General features: G+C 38.7%; 20 protein-coding genes and 1 tRNA gene. 9 read left to right on the forward strand and 12 right to left on the reverse strand.

Annotation, left to right across the window (positions count from 1 at the left end):
- The first annotated feature begins 70 nt into the window (after window positions 1–70).
- The 5 genes from D1092_RS04395 to D1092_RS04415 all read left to right on the forward strand — a co-directional run bounded on the left by D1092_RS04395 (window position 71) and on the right by D1092_RS04415 (window position 3,566).
- Entirely contained in the window at window positions 71–1,240 is a 1,170-nt protein-coding gene (locus tag D1092_RS04395) for an MFS transporter (protein ID WP_148255609.1), read from the forward strand.
- 101 nt (window positions 1,241–1,341) lie between these two features.
- Entirely contained in the window at window positions 1,342–1,509 is a 168-nt protein-coding gene (gene rpmG / locus D1092_RS04400; RefSeq protein WP_004864083.1) for a 50S ribosomal protein L33, read from the forward strand.
- A gap of 331 nt (window positions 1,510–1,840) precedes the next feature.
- Window positions 1,841–2,401 carry a thermonuclease family protein gene (locus D1092_RS04405; protein ID WP_120122354.1) on the forward strand — a complete coding sequence of 187 codons (561 nt, stop codon included), beginning with the start codon at window positions 1,841–1,843 and terminating at the stop codon, window positions 2,399–2,401.
- 25 nt (window positions 2,402–2,426) lie between these two features.
- Window positions 2,427–3,056, forward strand: a complete 630-nt coding sequence (locus D1092_RS04410; RefSeq protein ID WP_120122355.1) for a uracil-DNA glycosylase family protein — start codon at window positions 2,427–2,429, stop codon at window positions 3,054–3,056.
- 21 nt (window positions 3,057–3,077) lie between these two features.
- Window positions 3,078–3,566, forward strand: coding sequence for an Lrp/AsnC family transcriptional regulator (locus D1092_RS04415; protein WP_005773501.1), 489 nt, complete (start codon window positions 3,078–3,080; stop codon window positions 3,564–3,566).
- A gap of 29 nt (window positions 3,567–3,595) precedes the next feature.
- Here the strand turns inward: D1092_RS04415 and cobT are convergent, their stop codons facing one another.
- The 3 genes from cobT to glpD form a co-directional block, all read right to left on the reverse strand.
- On the reverse strand, window positions 3,596–4,603 hold the full coding sequence (cobT, locus tag D1092_RS04420; protein ID WP_120122356.1) for a nicotinate-nucleotide--dimethylbenzimidazole phosphoribosyltransferase: 1,008 nt from the start codon (window positions 4,601–4,603) through the stop codon (window positions 3,596–3,598).
- Window positions 4,604–4,968: 365 nt separating this feature from the next.
- Entirely contained in the window at window positions 4,969–5,952 is a 984-nt protein-coding gene (gene dusA, locus D1092_RS04425; RefSeq protein WP_120122357.1) for a tRNA dihydrouridine(20/20a) synthase DusA, read from the reverse strand.
- Window positions 5,953–6,557: 605 nt separating this feature from the next.
- Window positions 6,558–8,090 carry a glycerol-3-phosphate dehydrogenase gene (gene glpD, locus D1092_RS04435; protein ID WP_120122358.1) on the reverse strand — a complete coding sequence of 511 codons (1,533 nt, stop codon included), beginning with the start codon at window positions 8,088–8,090 and terminating at the stop codon, window positions 6,558–6,560.
- A 336-nt stretch (window positions 8,091–8,426) separates the two neighbouring features.
- On the opposite strand from glpD, the gene D1092_RS04440 reads away from it, so the two are divergent.
- From D1092_RS04440 to D1092_RS04455, 4 genes are all read left to right on the forward strand, one after another.
- Window positions 8,427–9,299 (forward strand): DsbA family protein, encoded by an 873-nt coding sequence (locus tag D1092_RS04440; protein WP_120122359.1) that lies wholly within the window; start codon window positions 8,427–8,429, stop codon window positions 9,297–9,299.
- A gap of 254 nt (window positions 9,300–9,553) precedes the next feature.
- On the forward strand, window positions 9,554–10,054 hold the full coding sequence (accB, locus tag D1092_RS04445; protein ID WP_120122360.1) for an acetyl-CoA carboxylase biotin carboxyl carrier protein: 501 nt from the start codon (window positions 9,554–9,556) through the stop codon (window positions 10,052–10,054).
- A 14-nt stretch (window positions 10,055–10,068) separates the two neighbouring features.
- Entirely contained in the window at window positions 10,069–11,427 is a 1,359-nt protein-coding gene (gene accC, locus D1092_RS04450) for an acetyl-CoA carboxylase biotin carboxylase subunit (RefSeq protein ID WP_148255610.1), read from the forward strand.
- Between the two features lie 186 nt (window positions 11,428–11,613).
- Window positions 11,614–11,689, forward strand: a tRNA-Thr gene (locus tag D1092_RS04455).
- Window positions 11,690–11,789: 100 nt separating this feature from the next.
- On the opposite strand, the gene D1092_RS04460 is transcribed toward D1092_RS04455, so the two are convergent.
- From D1092_RS04460 to D1092_RS04505, 9 genes are all read right to left on the reverse strand, one after another.
- Window positions 11,790–12,158, reverse strand: coding sequence for a helix-turn-helix domain-containing protein (locus tag D1092_RS04460; RefSeq protein ID WP_120122361.1), 369 nt, complete (start codon window positions 12,156–12,158; stop codon window positions 11,790–11,792).
- Between the two features lie 78 nt (window positions 12,159–12,236).
- Window positions 12,237–12,683, reverse strand: a complete 447-nt coding sequence (locus D1092_RS04465) for a hypothetical protein (protein ID WP_120122362.1) — start codon at window positions 12,681–12,683, stop codon at window positions 12,237–12,239.
- Between the two features lie 9 nt (window positions 12,684–12,692).
- On the reverse strand, window positions 12,693–12,923 hold the full coding sequence (locus D1092_RS04470; RefSeq protein ID WP_120122092.1) for a hypothetical protein: 231 nt from the start codon (window positions 12,921–12,923) through the stop codon (window positions 12,693–12,695).
- 41 nt (window positions 12,924–12,964) lie between these two features.
- Window positions 12,965–13,627 carry a lysozyme gene (locus D1092_RS04475; protein WP_148255600.1) on the reverse strand — a complete coding sequence of 221 codons (663 nt, stop codon included), beginning with the start codon at window positions 13,625–13,627 and terminating at the stop codon, window positions 12,965–12,967.
- Between the two features lie 65 nt (window positions 13,628–13,692).
- Complete coding sequence (locus D1092_RS04480; protein WP_120122363.1) at window positions 13,693–14,022, reverse strand: hypothetical protein; 330 nt, start codon at window positions 14,020–14,022, stop codon at window positions 13,693–13,695.
- 11 nt (window positions 14,023–14,033) lie between these two features.
- On the reverse strand, window positions 14,034–19,169 hold the full coding sequence (locus D1092_RS09815) for a phage major tropism determinant (RefSeq protein ID WP_241456080.1): 5,136 nt from the start codon (window positions 19,167–19,169) through the stop codon (window positions 14,034–14,036).
- 23 nt (window positions 19,170–19,192) lie between these two features.
- Window positions 19,193–19,414, reverse strand: a complete 222-nt coding sequence (locus D1092_RS04495) for a hypothetical protein (RefSeq protein ID WP_120122364.1) — start codon at window positions 19,412–19,414, stop codon at window positions 19,193–19,195.
- 9 nt (window positions 19,415–19,423) lie between these two features.
- Window positions 19,424–20,533: a phage tail protein gene (locus D1092_RS04500; RefSeq protein WP_120122365.1), complete on the reverse strand. Its 1,110-nt coding sequence runs from the start codon at window positions 20,531–20,533 to the stop codon at window positions 19,424–19,426.
- Between the two features lie 8 nt (window positions 20,534–20,541).
- A complete protein-coding gene (locus D1092_RS04505; RefSeq protein ID WP_120122366.1) occupies window positions 20,542–21,555 on the reverse strand; it encodes a phage tail protein in 1,014 nt (337 codons plus the stop codon).
- Window positions 21,556–21,558 lie beyond the last annotated feature (3 nt).

Consider the following 21,558-nt stretch of genomic DNA (forward strand, 5'->3'; position numbering starts at 1 on the left):
TTTGATCTTTCTTTCATTTCAGCTTACCTTTTCGTTGTTTGAATAAACAAAAATACCTTAAGCTATTCTCATGAAAAAAATTTTTGACTCTCAAAATAGTTCTTTGCGTGCAATTATTGCCGCTATTGCAACCATTGGCACTGTTGGAACAGCATTGGCAATGGGAACACAACTTATCTCTCTTCTTATGGCAGAGAAAGGGCTTTCTAACAGTATGATCGGCTATAGTGGAACAGTTGGTGGAATCGCCACAATTATTGCAGCTATTTTTACATCTCGAATTGCTTTATGTTTAGGCGTCGCTCAAACAATATTGCTTATGATGGCGATAGGATCTTTAAGTTTTTTAGGATTCTATTTTTTTGAATTCATATGGATTTGGTTCATTTTAAAGTTTATATTGCATTTTACTATGACAGTTATGTTTATCCTATCAGAATTTTGGATTAACAGTTATGCTCCCCCCAAAAAACGCGGTTTGATCCTTTCTATTTATGCTATTGTCTTAGGATTAGGGTTTGTGATAGGTCTAACACTGCTAGCAAAAGTGGGAACACAAGGATTTATTCCTTTTGCTGTTGGCTGTAGCCTTATTATACTTGCTACTATACCAATTCTTGCAGCTTGGAATTTAAGTCCAGAATTTCAAAAAAATCAATATACGCCATTTTTTCGTTATCTTTTTCAGGTTCCAAGCGCGATGATGGCGGCCCTTGTTTATGGGGCCATTCAAATGGGCACATTAACGCTTATAATCCCCTTTAGTTTATCCATTGGTTATAATGAGAATGAAGCAGCACATTTTATGGCAACCCTTGCACTCGGGAATATTTTTCTCTTAATTCCTATCAGCATGTTAAGCGACTATGCCAAAGATAGGCGCTATCCGCTAATAGGTTGTGCTATCTTAGGTTTTATGGGAACTTTTATAGTACCATGGATTATTCAATATCGATGGATTCTGATGTTTGATCTATTTATTCTAGGTGGTGTATCAGCGAGCCTTTATACAATTGGTCTTGCACATCTAGGCGCGCGTCTTACGGGGCAAGAACTTGCTGCTGCTAATTCTGCTTTTACTTTTTGCTATGGAATTGGTATGCTTATAGGACCAACTTTTATCGGAAAATCCATGGATATCTTTGATCCTTTTGGTTTTTCAATAGCCATGGCTGTTTTTTTTGGTTTATATGTCATCTTGCTATTTATCCAACTTATGAGAAAGCTAATCAGCTCTTGACTTTTTTGAGAACATCCGTACTGTTGCCGGAAAATTTGATGATGTCGGAAATAAGTTCTGACAACGATAATATTTTTCAGTATAAATAGGGTTTTTACATTATGGCTAAAGCAGCAACCATTAAGATCAAGCTTTTATCAACTGCAGATACTGGTTTTTTCTATGTAACAAAGAAAAACAGCCGTACAATGACAGATAAAATGAGCAAACGTAAATATGATCCAGTTGTAAAAAAGCACGTTGAATTTAAAGAAACAAAAATTAAATAAATAAGCCAATCATTATTGATAGGTTTTATACTCCAAAAGAAATGTGGGATTATTACTCTTCAAAGTTAATTTATGAGGAGTGTTTTTGTTTTTTTATTTTAAAATCTGTGTAACTTTAAATTTGTATGGCCTATACAGATTTAGTTAAGTTGATTTATTGTTTAAGTTGCTTACATATTATACTGCATGCATGTTTTATTTTTGTAATATCTAACAAAATTTTTATCATTAAAACGAAATGTTTTTTCGTCATGTGAATGAAATATTTTTTGAAAGAATTATAAGTAATGCTCTATAGAATGCGTTATGATAGTGGCAGTTTCTTTATTTCATGAAAAAAAACTTTTCCCATTTTAATCTAAGAAGTTTAAATAAAATTATCGGTTTTAGCATTTTTGTCACTGCTAGCATTCTTATCATGATGGCAACTTATTTTAGGCCGACTCAGACGTTCCCTAAAAAAGAAAATTTTTCTTCTAAAAATTCTATTGAAGGAAAGGCACTTGTCATTGATGGCGATTCCATTATGATTTCTTCTATTAAGATTCGACTGGTCGGCATTGATGCTCCTGAACTTCATCAATTTTGTGGAAAAAAAGACATACGATACCCTTGTGGGCTTGAGGCAAAAAAATATTTAGAACAATTGGTAGAAAACCAATCTGTTACATGTCATTGGCATAAAACAGATAAATACCACCGTATCCTTGCAACATGTCAAACGCAACAAGTTAGCAATATCAATTCCGCACTTGTACAGAATGGTTGGGCTGTAAGCTATTATGATTACCCCAAAGAAGAGCAAGAAGCCAGAAGAAAAAAAAGAGGAATATGGGCATCAAGTTTTCAACGACCCAAAGAATGGCGTAAAACACATCCTCGCACAGAGTAAAAATATTTTTAAATTTTATTGACTAATGAAACAATATAGCCCAATTATCGAACTTGAAAAAGAAATCTATTCCTGTCGGATTTGTATCCAACAGCCACATTATTTCCCTCCTCTTCCTCATGAACCAAATCCCGTTGTTTATTTATCCCATACGGCTTCGATTGCAATTGCAGGACAAGCCCCAGGATTGCGTGTTCATGAAACATCTATTCCTTTTAATGATCGCTCTGGTGAAAGATTACGTGATTGGCTTAATGTAACGAAAGAAGAATTTTATAATAGATCTCTCTTTGCACTTGTTCCTATGGGATTTTGTTTTCCAGGTTATGACAAAAATAAAGCTGATTTGCCACCAAGACGTGAATGTAGAGAAATATGGCATGAGAAGATATTTCAAGCGATGCCTCAAATAAAGCTTGTTCTTGCTATTGGCAGTTATGCGCAAAAGTGGCATATTACAGAATTAAAACATAAAACCGTTTCAGCAACTGTTCGTGATTGGAGAAATATTCTTTCTATCTCTCAGCCTCGAGGCTATAATGTTATGCCTTTACCTCATCCATCATGGCGAAATACTTCTTGGTTACAGAAAAATCCATGGTTTAACGATGAGCTTATTGTATATTTGCGTTATTTAGTGCGTAAATTTTTATAGATTAAAATATTGAGAAAAAATATGGATCGTCTTGACCGAAAAATTTTACATCTTTTGCAAGAAAATGCGACACTTTCTGTCGCTGATATTGCTAAAAAAGTGGGGCTTTCGACCACTCCTTGCTGGCGTAGGATTCAAAAGCTTGAAGAAGATGGTGTCATTCAGCGTCGCGTTGCCGTTCTTTCTCCAGAAAAAGTAAATGCGCACGTTACTGTTTTTGTTTCTATTCGTACAAATACCCACAGTCATGAATGGTTTAAGCGCTTTTCAAAGATTGTGCAAGAATTCCGTGAAGTCATTGAATTTTATCGAATGAGCGGGGATATTGACTATTTATTGCGTGTTGTCGTTCCCGATATTGAAGCTTATGATCTTTTTTATAAAAAATTAATTTCTAAAATTGATATCCGTGATGTTTCATCTTCTTTTGCAATGGAACAGATTAAATATACAACAGAACTTCCACTTAATTATATTAAATTACATGAAAAGGCGAATGAACAAACTTAAAAGTTTTTTTATATCCTTCTCATATTTTTTTAAGTATTCAAACTTTCTTGCTCCAAAACCGTCATTTGCGCATGTGTTAAAACCGCAGCTTTGACGATACCAGCAGCCATAGCGGCTCCGGCTCCCTCACCAAGGCACATTCCCAAATCCAAAAGTGGCTCTTTACCAATTTTTTTTAAAAGTTTACGATGAGCTTTTTCAGAAGAAACATGTCCAACAAGGGTATGTTCAAGAGCTCTTGGATGCATTTTATAAAGGATAGCAGCTGCTGCTGTTGCCACAAAACCATCTAAAATAACGGGTATTTTTTCCATTCTTGCTGCTAAAATAGCACCAACCATAGCAGCAATTTCACGCCCTCCCAAGCGACGCATTATCTCAAAAGGATCGTTAAGATGTTCTTTATGCAAAGCGATAGCTGTCTTAATCGCTGCTATTTTACGCTGATAAAAATCATCTTCCGATTCCATACCATTTCCTGTCCACTCTTCAACTTCCCCCCCAAATAATGCAAAGCATAAAGCTGAAGCTATTGTTGTATTTCCAATCCCCATTTCACCGATACATAAAAGATCTGTCCCACCAGCAATGGATTCCATGCCAAATGCCATTGTAGCAGCCGCACTCCGCTCGTCCATTGCAGCATCCTTTGTAATATTTATTGTTGGATATTCCAGTGCTAAATCAAAAATTTTTAATCCAAGATCATAAGCTATACAAATTTGGTTGATAGCAGCACCACCAGATGCAAAATTTTGAACCATCTTTTGTGTCATAGATTGTGGAAACGGCGTAACATTCTCTTCTACGATACCATGGTTTCCAGAAAAAATGGCGACCAAAGGCCGCGTTACGATAGGTTTTTCTGTCCCCCTCCACCCCGCATACCAAACAGCAATATCTCCTAGTTTTCCTAATGATCCTCGCGCTTTTGTTAAGTTTTCTTGCCGTTTTTTAGCTAAAATTATAGAAAACTCATCAGCAACAGGTAAATTTGTAAGTAAAGTACGAAAATCATCAAATGGACGAACAGTCATGAGGATACCTTTTAAAATCTACAATGTTTAATGAAAATCACGTCATATAGATAGGGTATGAATAATTTATTGCTTTTTTAAATAGTGTTTAAAAAATATTAAATATTACAGTGAAGACTTTTATATTCTATCTTCTACCCCAATAACAAACATGCAAGATTCAAAATAACATCAAAATTTTATGACAACCTTTACAGGATGTCTTTAACCTATTTTTCTGTCTAATAGATGTCATAAACATGCCGCTTAATATATAAACTCTAATATCCTTATTCATAATAAAAATTATAAGTTTCCCAAAACTATAAAATCCAAATGATCAAAATACAAAGGATCTGAGCTTTACACATGTTAATGTCTCACTTTTATCCCATAAGAGCAGAAAAAGCTTCTTTCAAAATATAGATATCTGCATTTGGTTTTGTTGCCTCATTAGATAATATTTGCCGCCATCGACGTGCTCCTCCCCGCCCATGAAATAAACCAATCATGTGACGCGTCACGTGAGAAAGGCGCCCTCCCGATACAATATGTCGAGCCGCATAATCACACATGATTTCAATAAGATCACTCTCACTCAAATTATTCTGCGACTCACCATAGAGTTCAAAATCAATATGCTTTAACAAAGCTGGATCATGATAAACTTGGCGACCAACCATGGTAGCATCACAGAAAATCAAGTGCTTTTTTATCTCATCAATTGATTTAATTCCACCATTTATCCCAATGAATTTATGAGGATATTTACGTTTTAATTTATAAACTCTTTCATAATTAAGGGGCGGAATATTGCGATTTTCTTTTGGACTTAATCCTTTTAGCCACGCTTTACGCGCATGAACCCAAAGGGCATCACATCCTGCATTCCAAACTTTCTCCGCTAAAAGATCTAAAGCTAATTCTTCATCCTGCTCGTCAACCCCAAGACGACATTTGACTGTTACAGGTATTGTAACTGCTTTTTTCATGGCTTCCACAGCATTTGCCACAGTATCAGGATGTAACATCAAACAAGCTCCAAATACACCTGCTTGAACACGATTTGAGGGACAACCAACATTGAGGTTTATCTCATTATAACCAAAATCTTCAGCAATCCGTGCAGCCTCTGCTAATTTTTTCGGATCCTCTCCCCCTAATTGTAATGCAACTGGACATTCTTTATGGCTAAAAGCCAACAATTGTTCACGAACACCATGAATGACGGCATCTGCTACCACCATTTCCGTATAAAGGAGTGCTTTTTTTGTTAAAAGACGATAAAAAAATCTGCAATGTCGATCTGTCCAGTCCAACATCGGTGCTACTGCAAATTTTATAGACGATGGAAGATTGTAAAATATCATGAGGACACTGCTCTTATATCCCCGTATCTCTCTTCATACAGAGAAAAATACTTACCTTTTAGTTTACAGAAAGCTTTATTCTCTGAAACCATTATGAATATACCAACAGCGCCTTTATTTAATTGATATAAAAGTTGACGATAATCAAGCATATAAACCACAATTTTTATAGAGTAACGCTAAAGTATATAAACATGAAAAAGAAGATCTTCACCTGTAATGACAAAAAACTCATTTTTAAATTTTTTATGTCATTAACTTCTCATCCTTGCGAATTTTACCAGAGAGTTTAAAATAATAAACTAAAACATTCCACAATTTTCCATGATAGACTTATTTTTCTTTAGCCTTTTTCAATTCATTGTGAAACAAATGCAATAGAAAGTACTTTTATTTCTCTCCAATAAAAAACAAAGATTTCTATCTTCCATACGAATCCGATTATAAATTATTTTCTCTCAATGCGTTTTTCTTAGTGGTATTTATTAAATTTTTCGTCATAGGATAAACAAACAGCATTCTTTCAATGTTTATGGATTGTGTTAAGATCTCCTGAAGAAAAATATTTTACAACATTGCAGATAAAATCTGCTAAAGTCAAACGACTATAAATGTTTTCCAATTTCTTTTTGGCTTCGCATATAGGAAGAAAGAATCTCAACTTCTTGCTCATTAAAGAAAAGGCCAAGTTTTGAACGACGCCATAACACATCTTCATATGTTTTCGCCCATTCCTTTTCCATCAACCATTTTACTTCTATTTCATAAAGTCCATGTCCAAAATTTTTTCCTCTATTCGCCTTACCATCTGCAAATATCACCAATGCGTCTGTACCATAGGAGCGTGCAAGTCTGCGATGTGTAAAAGCATCTAAATCTGGCGTCAAAAGAGCAATTCTATTTTCGATTGTATCTAATTGGTTATAAGGAAAATCACCGCCAGGAAGAACTGCATTAGCCGTCCATGATTTCCCCTTTTTACCAAGCGCCTTTTCAACGAATTTCATCGCATCTTCAGCCAATTTACGATAAGTCGTAATTTTTCCACCATAAAGATTAAGAATTTTTGGTGTACTTCCTGTTCCTATCTCTTTTAAAATATAATCGCGCGTAATTTCTTGGGCTTTTGAAGACCCATCATCATAGAGTGGACGAACTCCAGAGTAAGACCAAACAATCGTTTTAGGTGACACTGGTTGTATGAAATATTCACTAGCTGCTGCACAAATATAACTAATCTCTGCATCTGTAATATGAACATTGGCTGGATTTCCCTGATAATCACAATCTGTAGTTCCAAGCAAAGTAAAATCTTCTTGATAGGGAATAGTAAATATAATACGTCCATCACCGTTTTGAAAAATATAAGCACGATCATGCGTATAAAGCTTTGGAACCAAAATATGAGAACCTCTAACAAGCCGTACGGGTGGATGTTCTTTACAGTTTAATATGCTTGTCAAAACATGATCAATCCACGGACCTGTCATATTTGCGACATAAGAGGCTGTGACACTATATTTTTTGCCACTTAACTTATCTTGTAGAATGATACGCCATTTTTTCTCTTCTTTTTTTAAAGAGAGAACTTCTGTCCGTACTTTTATATCTGCTCCGCATTTTTCTGCATCACGCGCATTGGCAATGACTAAACGGGCATCATCGACTCTGGCATCAGAATATTCAAAACCTCTCTGATATTCTTTCTTTAGTATAGAGCAAAACTTTTTTGAAAAATTAATCGTTTTACTGCGCCACAATTTCTGATTCCATTTCCCTAAATAATCATAAATAAAAAGTCCAAAACGCAACATCCAAGCAGGGCGCAACTCTTTATGATAAGGAAGAAGAAAACGCAAAGGACGCACGATATGTGGAGCCATACGTAAAATGATCTCCCGTTCTTTTAACGCTTCACGAACAAGTTTGAACTCATAGTGTTCAAGATAACGAAGCCCTCCATGAATAAGCTTTGTTGATGCACTCGATGTCCCCGATGCAAGATCATTCATTTCAGCTAATCCTACTTTAAAACCGCGTCCAGCTGCATCTCTTGCCAATCCACACCCGTTTATCCCTCCTCCAATGATAAACAGCTCATAATGCGTTGTGGTTTTCATAATTTTACTTTTCATGATTTAATTTTGTTTCACACTACTCAATAAAGTAACAGTAAAAAATCAATACAAGTGCGTTTCATTGTATTATCAATATGCTTTTTTCCACAATAAATACGCATAAAAAGCTTTTTGATACCCTTTTATCAAAACAACATTTGACAAATTAAAGAGAATTTTTTTATCTTCAAAAAACATAATCTTTAAAAATGTGCATCATATAAAGTTTTTTTAGAGAAAAATTGACGCTTTTGCTCATTGGTGAATAACAACTATAGCTAATGCTTTATTGCACAGAGATAACGCTTTTCATATAGTTCACTTAAATAACACGATAGAAAATATGAAGGGATACAGATGACTCATCAACTTCAAAAACCAAAAGTAACACTTGTTTCAAAAGTTTTAACCTCTATTATGTTGAGTATTTTAATTTTTGTCCCTTCTTTATCAAATGCAACATCACACTCCAAAAAAGAAAATCATTTAAACTTAGAAAATCTTAAAATACAACTTTTAGAAGATTCTAATTTTTTATCTAAGCTTAAGGAAAAGATTACCCCCCATATCGATTCTCATCAAATTCAACAAATTGTGAGAGAGTATCTTCTTACTCATCCAGAAATTATGATTGAAATGCAGCTTATCCTTCAAGACAAGCTAGAAAAGCAGAATGAATACGAAAGCGAAAGACAAACCTCTGTCATCCATTCGTTAAAAAAGGAGATCTTTCACTCTCCTCATGACGCTGTTTTAGGCAATCCAAATGGCAAAAAAGTACTTGTTGATTTTTTTGATTACAACTGTCAACATTGTAAAAATTCCTATTCCGATATAGAAAACTTGATAAAAGAATACCCAGATTTACGAGTCATTATCAAGGATTTGCCAATTTTAGGGCCTGATTCTTTAGCGGTCCATACTGTTGCCTATGCATTTCGAAAACAATTTCCAGAAAAATATCCACAGTTTCACAAAACGCTTTTAATACATCAGGGGCGTGTAAATGAAGCTAAAGCTATAAAAATAGCTGTTTCATTAGGAGCAAATGAAAAAAAACTCCGTAATGCAATAAAAGATCTTAATCTGCAAAAAATCTTTAAAGAAAATATTCAAGTTGCCTCTACACTTCATATTACAGGAACGCCTTCTTATATTATCGGTAATAAAATACTCATCGGTGCAGCCAGGCGGGATATACTAAAACAAGAGATAGATAATATACAGTGAATAGCTTTTTTTATATCTAATCAATTTTAGGAAGAATACTGTAAATGAAGTGATTTTATGCTTTCTCTTTTTTGACAACAGGCTTATAAGTGCAATTTTACATACAGCAAATACGAGTTTAAAATTGCAAAGTATAATGACTAAAAGGAAATAAAAATCTTTGAAGCCTCAAAAGATATCATCCCTAATCTAGAGATGTTCAGTCATAAAATGATATAATGGCGATCTTCATTGATCAAGGAGTTAGAATTAAAATGGCAACAAAAAAAATAGATTCGGAAAAATATACCGCAATTAATACGAAAATTATTCGCGATCTTGCTGAAATTTTGAATGATACGAATTTAACAAATATTGAAGTTGAACAAGGAGAACTTCGTATTTGTGTTTCACGCCAAAATAGCTCAACTTCTTCCGAACAAATAATTTATTCCCCTGTTGCCACTCCTAGCTTTTCTGCAACATCTTCTCCAATCCCAACAACCGAATCTCCCACACAACCTCCGCAAGAAGATAAATCAAAAAATACCATAACCTCTCCAATGGTTGGCACAGCTTATCTTGCCCCTTCGCCAGGTGCTCAACCATTTGTAGAAGTAGGGCAAAATGTTTCTGAAGGAGAAACGTTACTAATCATTGAAGCGATGAAAACAATGAATCAAATTTCATCACCACACTCAGGCAAAGTAACCACTATTCTTGTCGAAGATGGCCAACCTGTTGAGTTTGGTGAACCACTTATTATTGTTGAATAAAGCGAGGGGCAGCTATGATTCGAAAAATCCTCATTGCTAATCGGGGAGAAATTGCTCTTCGTGTTTTACGTGCATGTAAAGAACTTGGTATAAAAACTGTAGCTGTTCACTCTACTGCTGATGCAGATGCAATGCATGTTCGTCTTGCTGACGAAAGTGTCTGTATTGGACCTCCTCCCGCTCGAGATTCTTATTTGAGTATTCAGCAAATTATAGCTGCTTGTGAAATTACAGGAGCTGATGCAGTTCATCCAGGTTATGGTTTTCTTTCTGAAAATGCAAAATTTGCAGATGTTTTAGAAGCCCATGATATTACATTCATCGGTCCAACGGCTGCTCATATTCGAATCATGGGCGATAAAATTGAAGCCAAAAAAACTGCCAAAAAACTTGGTATTCCTGTCGTTCCTGGTTCAGATGGAGCTGTCACAGAAGAAGAAGATGCTTTACGTACTGCTCGTGAAATTGGTTATCCCGTTATTATCAAAGCGTCTGCCGGTGGTGGTGGGCGTGGTATGAAAGTCGTTCATTCTGAACAAGAATTTTCGATAGCTCTTAAAACAACGCGTTCAGAAGCGAAAGCAGCCTTTGGTGATGACGCTGTTTATATAGAGAAATATTTAGAAAAGCCTCGTCATATTGAAATACAAGTTATAGGTGATGGTGCGGGAAATGCTATTCATTTAGGAGAACGTGATTGTTCACTTCAACGACGGCATCAAAAAATATGGGAAGAAGCTACATCACCTGCGCTTAATGAAACTGAAAGAAAAAAAATTGGTAGTATTGTTGCAAATGCCTGTGCTCAACTTGGATATCGTGGAGCTGGTACTGTCGAATTTCTTTATGAAAATGGTGAGTTCTATTTCATTGAAATGAATACGCGTTTACAAGTCGAACATCCTGTAACTGAAGCAATTACAGGTATAGATTTAGTTCATGAACAAATTCATATTGCATCAGGCTGCAAGCTTTCAGTGGCACAAGATGATGTTTGTTTCTTCGGTCACGCCATTGAATGCCGTATTAATGCAGAAGATCCTCTTACCTTTACCCCATCACCGGGAACCATTACACATTTTCATACCCCTGGAGGTTTAGGAATTCGTGTTGATTCAGGTGCTTATTCAGGTTATCGAATTCCTCCTTATTATGATAGCATGATTGGAAAATTGATTGTTCATGGACGTACCCGTTTAGAATGCATGATGCGTTTACGGCGTGCTTTAGATGAGTTTGTCGTGGATGGGATAAAAACGACACTTCCTCTCTTTCGTGAGCTCATTAACAATCAAGATGTTGCAAACGGTAACTATAATATTCACTGGCTAGAGAAGTACCTTTCTCAGCAAGAAACTTCTTCAGATGTTTAATTCAAGAACGATAGACTATCACCAGATTCTATAAGTAAGGATATTTCAGCGCTACTATAAACATTGTTAAAAAAGAAATAATCTGATTATTTTTTATTTGTTATATAATTTTCTTTTAATATGTATAAAAATTGATAATTTTCTGTTTTCCTTTTTGTAAGTTTGTGCTAACTCCTACATGGTTACGCCCTTATAGCTCAGTTGGTAGAGCACCTGATTTGTAATCAGGGGGTCGGGAGTTCGAGTCTCTCTGGGGGCACCATTGCGTTTTATACTGAAAATAACTTATTGGTTTTTAATACCTTTTTTACTGTGAGGGATACCCGAATAAAAGTTGGGGAATAGGATTTTCCAACACCCCTCTACAAAGCACGTCCTTTTTTGCTAACTTCTTTTAATAATTCTTTGAGTTTTGCTAAGTCCTGTTGTGAAAAATTCTCTAAAGCTCTAACGAACATACCAATAATTTCAGAGCAAAATGAATCAGAAGATTTAATTGTAAAACTCTTACGGCAAGAATCAGCCTCTTTTCTTAAGAGAGAAGCCATATCCTGATCTAAATTGTACAACTTTATGATCTTTTCTTCCATACCAACGGGTACAGATTTTTTACCAATTTCAACAGAAGACAAAAATGCTACAGATATATCTAATTTTTTAGCCATGTCTAAAAGACGTTCTGAGTGATCAACGCGAAGTTTACGTAAGATTTTACCAAAAGATGTCAGCATATAAAAAGTCCTGTTAGAGAAGAAATATTTCTGCTGATTCTAACAAATATTTTCGAAACTTTCTTCAATTATTGCGAATCAGAACTTCTCTTCGAGGTGTTTTTTGAGAACTTTAGAATGAAAAATCTTACGGTACTTCTTGTTTCCCAAATGAAGTGGAAAACTAAAACCGTTTACTTTTATCACAAAATAAAAATCGTCAAAACTATCGGAGCTGTAGCATTTTGCGATATAGCATTCATCAAAATCCTCCTTGAAGAGGTAATTAGACAAATAATAACTAATCAACGTAATACGCTGTGCTATTGCATCATCATCTGAAACATCAATCACATGCTTCTGAAAACTAATATCTGGATTTTTTACTTTATTTTTTTTATGATGATGATAGCTAACTATGAGAAGATTATTTAAAAAATTTTGCCAACGAAGATTCGTTTCTGATGTTAAGAGGCAATCTTGTTTTAAGCTTGCATCTCCATTATGAGTTTTTAAAAATCTAATTCTATGCGGTGTATCAAACATAGGTTTTCTCTAACTTTTTGTTATCCACTTTTTTAAGTGTGAGAAGCTATTTTCTATGGCATCCATAAAACGGGACACATCGATTACAAACATAAAGACAATAAAGGCTATCCACTTCATAATGCGTGACATCATCTTTATGCCTTGGTACGTTTCTATCATCTCGTGAAGAAGCTGTTGTTCCGTTTCCGAAAGGTCTTTTCTCCGCTTACTTTGATTGCTACTCATTTTGCCAACCACATAAACGTGCTCCCTGTTGCTTAATCTTTTAAACCAAAAAATTACAAACGCTGCTCCTTAAACCGCTTGGCAACAATCACCAGTCCTGTACAAGCGGCTAAGACCATGATGCCTGCTAATGCCCATTGGACCGGTCCATTGCCTACCAAAAAACCTCCAAACCCAGAACAAGACCCTATAATCGGCGCGAGTGCTTCTATCTTTAAAAGACCAGTTGCACTACGCGTTTCTACCCGTTCATAATTCGAAGCAATGTAAGACCCTTTTACCCATAAACCAGCTTCGGCTGCTCGACGGTTGACTAAACCTATAAAAGGCTTGCCCCCCACTTTATTCCATTTCTGTAATTCACCAGGAACTGCTTCATAATCCCCTTGATTAAGCTTCTTCAACAACGTTGACTTGCAAAAAGCTTTCGTTCCTACGTTATAGCAAAACGACACCAAGGCTGCGAATTGGTTATCTGTTAACGAAACTGTTACAGATTCCTCTACCGTCTTCTCAAATTGCTTTAAGTCCTCACAAAGGATTTTTTCTGCTTCCTCTTTCGTAATACGCATGCCTTTTTTGACAAGCGGAGTACCGGCATTGTTGGTGTGACCATACCCTATCGTCCAAATGCATGCTAAATCTCTATATGCCTCTAAACGCAAGCCTTCCCATTGTTTGATAAGCTCTAACCCTTCCCTTGATATCTTTCTCATCTGACGCTCCCATAAAAAAAGCCCCACATCAGTGGGGCTGGATTAAAATCTTCTTTTATAATCTTCTATTGGCTATGCTCTTTGATCAACTGCTCGACTTCTTCAACACTAAATCCTAGATTAAAAAGCAGCGCATAGTCGCTTTCCTGTAATTCATACTGACAACGCTTTGCTACAAAATTTCCTTTCAGATCAGAGGACATTTGCGTTGTTAGACAAACCTTATGCGTATCATCTTCTATTCCATCTTCTCCGTCACTAAGCTCTTTAATAAAGACCCAATAAAAACGCGTCTCTAAAAGATCCTTGAGCCTTCTGACCGTTTCTGCCTTATCAAAAGAAAGCATATTCAGATAATCTTGCTTGCTATTTAAATGTTCTGGATAATCTATCATCTCAATATCCCCTAGACAAAACGACGTGAACGGCTGCACCCACGCGCCGAAACTTGTTCATTGCCACCATTGATAGCTATGGACCCTCGAGAAAATCGGTGGCTCTCTTCTTCATTATTCCAACTCCCTCCAGCTACCATTGCCTTAGTACCTGCATTACCTTCTGTTGAGAAAAAAATAGAGCCTGACAAAAACTGCCATATATAGCCACAACCATCCTCACAACCAATGTAAGAAATCATACGACGATTTGCCGTATCCTTATGTCCTCCAGAATGTTTTGGAGAAGGCGACTTTTTACCTTGAATACTTCTCTTATCGTTACTTCCATACATGGCTGAAGCAAACGCCTCATCACTCAATAAAGATTTTTTAACACGCGCCATATCTGTTGCATGATCGGTATAACTACGGTTTGTTATTATATTGGTACGATAGACTGATTTCGTATTTTCACCGATGCCTGACTGAAGATAAATATCTACCCACATGTCTGTAGAGGGGTCGTAAACCATTCCTTCGGGAGAACTATGCGGACGGTGATTGAGACACCAAACAGAATTGGGTAATATATCCCCTGCTCTATAACCTGATAATGGATGACCAGAAATCGTGCCAACATCTGCACAAAGCGTATGAAAGCCTCCTATCTTGCGTGAACCACTAAATATATAATCTCTTGGATAGGTAGAGTTTTCTGAGACAACAAATTTATGAGAATCTCTTCCCTCGGGGACCAAATAAACGTAATAATCCTTGCCCGCCGAAAGAGACTGAACGCTTATTATTTTATCTGCCGTATTACTTGCAACCAAAACATCGTTGCCTTGTACCAAGGTTAGACGCGTTCCTTTTTTCAATGTTAATTGCGCTTTGCCGGTAGCAACAAGAAACGGAGCAGAAATTGACAAAACGCTTAAATTAGAAAATTTCAGAAAAGTGTTTACTGTTTCAGCTAGATTTTTTGCTTGTGTGGCTACTGTATGAGCTGTTGTTGCTGTTGCTAGGGAACTCCTGATACCACCAAGCTCTTTCTTCGTTGTATCGGCGCTTTCTTTGGCTTCTTCTGCTGTTCTTTTCGCTCTATCGGCAGTTTCCTTGGCTTTTTCGGCTTTATCTTTAGCGTCATACGCACGGTTATCAGCTTTCTCCGCTTTTTCTTTAGCTTCATCTGCGTACATCCTTGCTAAACTTGCTGTAGTCTTAGCGCTATCTGCTGCTTCCTTCGCATCATGGGCTTTACTATTAGCGTCATAAGCTATACTTTTCGCTGATTCTGCCTCACTACGAGCTTGACTCGCATTATGTTCAGCATAACTTGCTGTCTGTTTGGCTTCCTTGGCTGTTTCTTGCGCCTCTTCCGCTTCTTCTTCTAAAGACGTTGCTTTTTTACCAGCTGTTTCAGCTGCCTTCTTTGCCTCTTCTGCTATATATTTCGCCCTCTCTGCTATTTCCTTCGCTTTGTCCACTTCACCTTTGGCTTCATACGCACGGTTATCAGCTTTTTCCGCTATTTTCTTGGCTTCGTCTGCATACGTCCTTGCTAAACTTGCTGTAGTCTTAGCGCTATCTGCTGCTTCCTTCGCATCATTCGCTGTACTATTAGCGTCATAAGCTATACTTTTCGCTGATTCTGCCTCACTACGGGCTTGACCTGCATCATGCTGAGCATAACCCGCTTTTTCCTTGGCTTCTTTGGATATTTTTTGTGCCTCTTCCGCTTCTTCTTCTAAAGATGCTGCTTTTTTACCAGCTGTTTCAGCTGCCTTCTGCGCTTGTTCTGCTATATATTTTGCATTACCAGCTATTTCCTTCGCTTTGTCCACTTCACCTTTGGCTTCATACGCACGGTTATCAGCTTTCTCCGCTTTTTCTTTAGCTTCATCTGCGTACATCCTTGCTAAACTTGCTGTAGTCTTAGCGCTATCTGCTGCTTCCTTCGCATCATGGGCTTTACTATTAGCGTCATAAGCTATACTTTTCGCTGATTCTGCCTCACTACGAGCTTGACTCGCATTATGTTCAGCATAACTTGCTGTCTGTTTGGCTTCCTTAGCTATTTTGTCTGCTTCATTGGCAACTGTCTCTACCTGTGCTGCCTTCTTTTGCGCTCCTTCTGCAACCTTCTGTGCCTCTACTGCTATCGACTGCGCACTATTGACCGATTGTTTTAATCCATCCAAAGCACTTTTCGTTTCTTGAGCAAGATTCTCTGATGCCTCGGCTTTACTCTTCGCTTCTTCAGCTATCCTCTTTACCGATTCTCCACTCCCTTGCCCTGCTGCCTCTCCAGAACGGACAGCCTGTTCTGCCACTTTTTTCGCCTCTCCTGCTATTCTCGTCGCCTCACTTGCTTGCTGTTCTGCTTGTGTTGCTTTCTTGCTTGCACTATCCGCTACGCTTTTAGCAGCCTCTGCTATATTCTTCGCTGTACTCGATTGCGTCAATGATTCTGAGACTTTTTGTATCGTATCATCATCTGTCTGCTTTGCCGAATTGGCTGTTGATACCGCCCTCTCTGCAAGGCTTTTTACATCACTGAGTGTCTGTTTAACCTCATCACAAACATTCTTATTTGCTTGTGCAAGATTCTTCGCCTCTCCTGATGACGTTTTGGCTGCTTCTGCAATCCTCTTCGCATCATTAGCTGTGGTTAATGCCGCGCTTGCCGTCGTGCTCGCATCAGTCAATGCTGTTCGTGCTTGATCTGCTGTCTTTTGTGCCTCTGTGGAGGTTGCTGTCGCTTTTTCCGCTAAGTCCTTGGCTTCTTCACTAACACCTTTTGCCTCATTAACTAAGGTAATCGCCTGTGCCGATTGCTCCTTTGCTTCTGTAGAAGCCGTGAGAGCATTTGAAGACGCATCTTTTGCTTCTGACGCTCGTTGTTTTGCTTCTTCTGCTTTGCTCTTCGCATCTGATGCCTCTAAAACTGCTCTTTCAACGCTTTCTTTTACACTACGCGCTGTTGTTGTCGCTGTTTCACTTGCATTCTTGGCTTCATTGGCTGTCGTAGATGCACCATCTGCTACACCCTTGGCTTCCTCTGCTGTCTGCTTGGCTTCTCTCGCTGATCTCTCTGCTCCTTCGGCAAGAGACTTAGATTCATCAGCTACACCCTTTGCTTCAGTCGATAAACTGATCGCTTGTTCACTCGTGGCTTTCGCTGCATGTGCAATGGTCTCTACACTGTCTGCTTTACTCTTTGCATTCACGGCTGTTTCTTGTGAAGTCGCTACTAGGGATTGGACGACATCAACAGCCTTCTTCGCAGCATCAGAAGTATTTTGGGCTTCTTGTGCAACCTTCTCTGCCGCTTCCGCTTTATTCTTTGCCTCTTCTGCTATGCTCTTTATAGTTTCCGTACTAACTTGCGATGATGCCTTGGCTTCATTGGCTACTCTCGTGGCTTCTGTCGCACTTTGTTGGGCTTCTTCCGCTTGCCTCTTTGCATTATCCGCCGCATTTTTCGCTTCTAAGGCTGTCGACTTGGCTTGACCTGCCTCCTCTTTCGCTTCTTCTGAAAGCCTCTTCGCTGTTTCAGCTGTTTGGGCTGCCTGATCACTCTTTTCTTTTGCTCCATTGGCAACAGTCTCTAAACTTTCTACTTTGCTCTTCGCATCCAATGCTACCTCTTGTGATGTTTCTGATGCTTGTTTTGCCTCTTCTGCGATATTCTTTGCCGCTCTTGACTCTCTTAACGCTTCATCCGCTGTTGTTTGGCTTTGTGATGCTTTGGCTATCGCTTCATCCGCTGTTCTCTTGGATAATCCTGAAAGCGTTTGTGTGGTTTCCCCCTTCTCCTTGGCTTCTCTTGCTTCTGTTAAGGCTGTCTCTACGGATGTTTGTACTTGTGATACTGTCTTTGTTAATTCTGTAACTGAAGCTGTAGCACCTTGCGATAAACCTTTTGCCTCTTCTGCAGCCCCCTTCGCATCATTAGCTGTCGTCGACGCTATAGCCGCCGTTGATTTCGCTACTCTAGCTTCACTGAAAGCTTGTTCTGCTGTCTTTTGCGCTTCTGTAGATGCCGTGTTCGCTTTTTCCGCTAAACTTTTTGCGGTTTCAGATATACCCTTACTCTCTTGTGAAACTGCTTGCGCCTCTTCAACCTTCTTCTGAACTTCTTCTACCAAACTTTTTGTCGCTGTATCCCCTTCACGAATCGCTTGTCTATCAGCTTGTAAAGCTTGTTCTGCTGCTACTTTTGCTTCATTGGCTAGTCTAGAAGCCTCTAAAGCATCCTGTTGGGCTTGTGCTGATTTCAACGACGCTTTATCTGCTGTCTCTTTCGCAGTCTCTGCTGTCTGTTTGCCTTCTCTTACCTCTGTTAATGCTGTCTCTATTGACGTTTGTACTTGTGATACTCTTTGAGTGAGTTCTGTAACTGAAGATGTTGCCCGTTCCGATAACACTTTCGCATTTTCTGCCATATCCTTGGCATCATCCGCTGTTTGTTTAGCGCCATCCGCCTTAAGACTCGCTTGGGTCGCTACCGTCTTAACTTCATGACTCGTCGCTACTGCTGTCGCTGCTACTTGGGTCGTCTCCATGGCTGTTTGAGAAGCTTCTCTCGCTGTTTGTTCTGCACGTTCAGCAATCAATTTTGAGGAATCAGCTAATCTCTTAGCTTCTGTCGAGACATTCACTGCGCTGTCACTTATCTGCTTAACCTCTGCAAAACTTTCCAATACCGTGGCTAATGAACCTTTCGTAATATTGATTTCCCCTGAAGCTCTATCAACGGCGGCTTTCGTCTCTTCTGCCATGTGCTTTGCTGCATCAGAGGCATTCTTGGCTTCTTCGGCTAAGCTCTTAGCGCTATCCGCTGTCTCTTTCGCAACATTGGCGGTTGTTGTCACTGTTGTAACCGCTTCACCCGTTGTCGTCACCTCTCTAAGCGCTTGGTCCGATACGCGCTTCGATTCTTCTGCAACTTGTTGCGCACCATTTGCACGCGACATGGCTTTTTCAGCTTCTTGCCTTGCATTGACAACCTGTTCTAACGGCGCAAAAGTTTCATACGAATACAAAGAAGCTGTCCCTAAAATCTTCGGAACAACAACACTATCTTGCGAAAGCCCTTCTCTGATTTCCTCTTCAGTTGCTACTGGTATCAGATACTCATGACTATGATCGGGTATCTTCATCTGCCTTAATCCTTACATCATGCCTACAATAAACACTCTTTCAATTCTTCAATCTCTTCACTTAAGCTCTCTAAACGTTTCTCTAAATCTTTCAGTGAACCATCAATCTCTGTCTTCAATGATGATTTCAATAAATCAAAAACGCTATTAAGCGGCGCATGCACAAAAGCGCCCCCTGAATAAAAAACAACCCGTACTTGAGACGGGTCGTTAAGCTCTGATATTGCAAATGGTTTTGATAACATTTTATCTCCTCATGTCTTTATCCCATAAATTATACTCACATTAACGGGGCGCGTTTCAACACCACCAACCCTCTCTGTCATGAGGTGATGTTCATGATGCCCCCTGTCATTGATACCCTCTTTGATAGGCATCGAATAATATAAAATGTTCGCAAACGGACTCCGGATAAACCAAGGCAAGCGGGGCGGCTTATCCTTTTCGGTAAACCAAAAGGGAACCTCTTCTTTCATGAAGCTCTCTATTATTTTCTCACATTCAACAGCGCTAACCTGCAAGCCAGTACAGTCTCTCCTTCGCCTTGTCAAAGAATCTTCAGAAGAAGAAACATCCCGTTTCTTTCGTGAAGAATGCTCAACCGAAGATGCCGGACCTATTAAATGTTCATGCGCTTTCAAAGAACACGCTTGAACACTTGCAAAAGAACGCCAAAGATCTAGACCACGTTCATAATCCAGTCCTCGTAAAAACATCCCTCGAAAATCCGGAACATTAAATGTCGAAACGCCATCTCCTTCACCCCACGTCGTTCCTATCGCGTCAAATAATGCTCTATACGTTCTTCTCAAATATGCCCCCCCGTCACAAGGTAACCAACCTTCCGGTAAGCGTTCCATCGCAAAAGGACCTATCAGACCAGACGGTAGACGTTTTAAAGAAGAAGCTTTCTCCCTTGTTGGATTGAGAATTTGCCAACCGGTTATCTCTTCATCATACACAAGCCTATAAAGACAACCCTCTTGGATTTCTCCTCCCGATAAAGCTAATAAACCACTGTCCGTTGCCTTATAGACGGGCTTGCCGGATAAAGCATTCAAAGAAACCGTTGTCGACCCAACATTCTTACCCTTCGCTTTAAAACAAATCGATAGCCCATTCTTATACTCTAAAAACTGAGATTGGCTTAAAAGACGTATCGCACTGGTCTTTTGTGTATCATCAACCATAACAATCCCTTCAAGCGTTCCACCCGTGTCTAACAAGTATTCCTTGACACGCTGCATCATAAAACGCGCGCTGTTATTGACTGTGTTTGGATGCTGTCCTTCTGACCAATTAATCAAGCTATCTGCACTACCATTCTCAGATGCCGTTAAAGACCAATCATATATCGTCGACATCTAAAACCTCACGTCTTAATCCCGAATACAACACTCATATTAATCGGGCGTGTCTCACTGACACCTGAACTGACCAACTCAATATCACGCATGTGAAGATGAGAATGGGGAAAAGCTAGTCCATGATGCACACGGATATTCTCTGCTCTCACACCCAAACGTTCAGCGAGTTTTTCCCTTTGCTGCTCATTCAGCTCATACCCCCAGATAATTGTCATATCTCCATACCAACTCTCTTCCTCATTTGCATCATTCAAAATCGTAACTGTTTGTCCATCATGCTTATGCTTTCTCATGGCGTCATGCTGTAATGTGCCAAGATAACGCCAACGGTCTATCTCACGGTCATCATCAACACCACGCAAAAAAACACCACGTAAATCGGGAACATTAAACTTCGTCCAACTCTCACTGCCTCCCCACCTCGTACCTATAGCATCATAAAGAGCTGGATAATCACTGCGCAAATAAGCCTGACCATCACACAGTAACCAACCAGACGGCAAAACTTGCATCCCAAAAATCCCTATCGTACCGGTAGGATAAACCGGTATAACCGGTGCTTTCGGTAAAGAGAAAGGTGTAGGATTCAAAACATGCCAACCTTCATCCCTATAAACCACGTGATAAATGCATCCCTTTTGAAACTCGCCTCCCGATAAGGCTAATAAACCGCTGTCCGTTGCCTTATAGACGGGCTTGCCGGATAAAGCATTCAAAGCAATCATTGTCGACCCAACATTCTTGCCCTTCGCTTTAAAACAAATCGATAACCCATTCTTATATTTTAAAAACTGAGATTTACTTTGAAGTCTTATCAACGTTGTTTGTTGTTCCCCATCAACCGTAAAGGTATTTTCAATTATACCACTCGTATCCGATAAATATTCCTTGATGCGCTGCATCATCACACGAGCACTATTGTTCAAACTACTAGGACGTTGCCCTTTTGACCAATCAATCAAATCATCACAATAGGCATTCTCAGAGGCATTTAAAGACCAATCATAAATCGTCGACATCGT

Origin of the sequence: Bartonella krasnovii, from assembly GCF_003606345.3 — a bacterium.
Taxonomy (GTDB): domain Bacteria; phylum Pseudomonadota; class Alphaproteobacteria; order Rhizobiales; family Rhizobiaceae; genus Bartonella; species Bartonella krasnovii.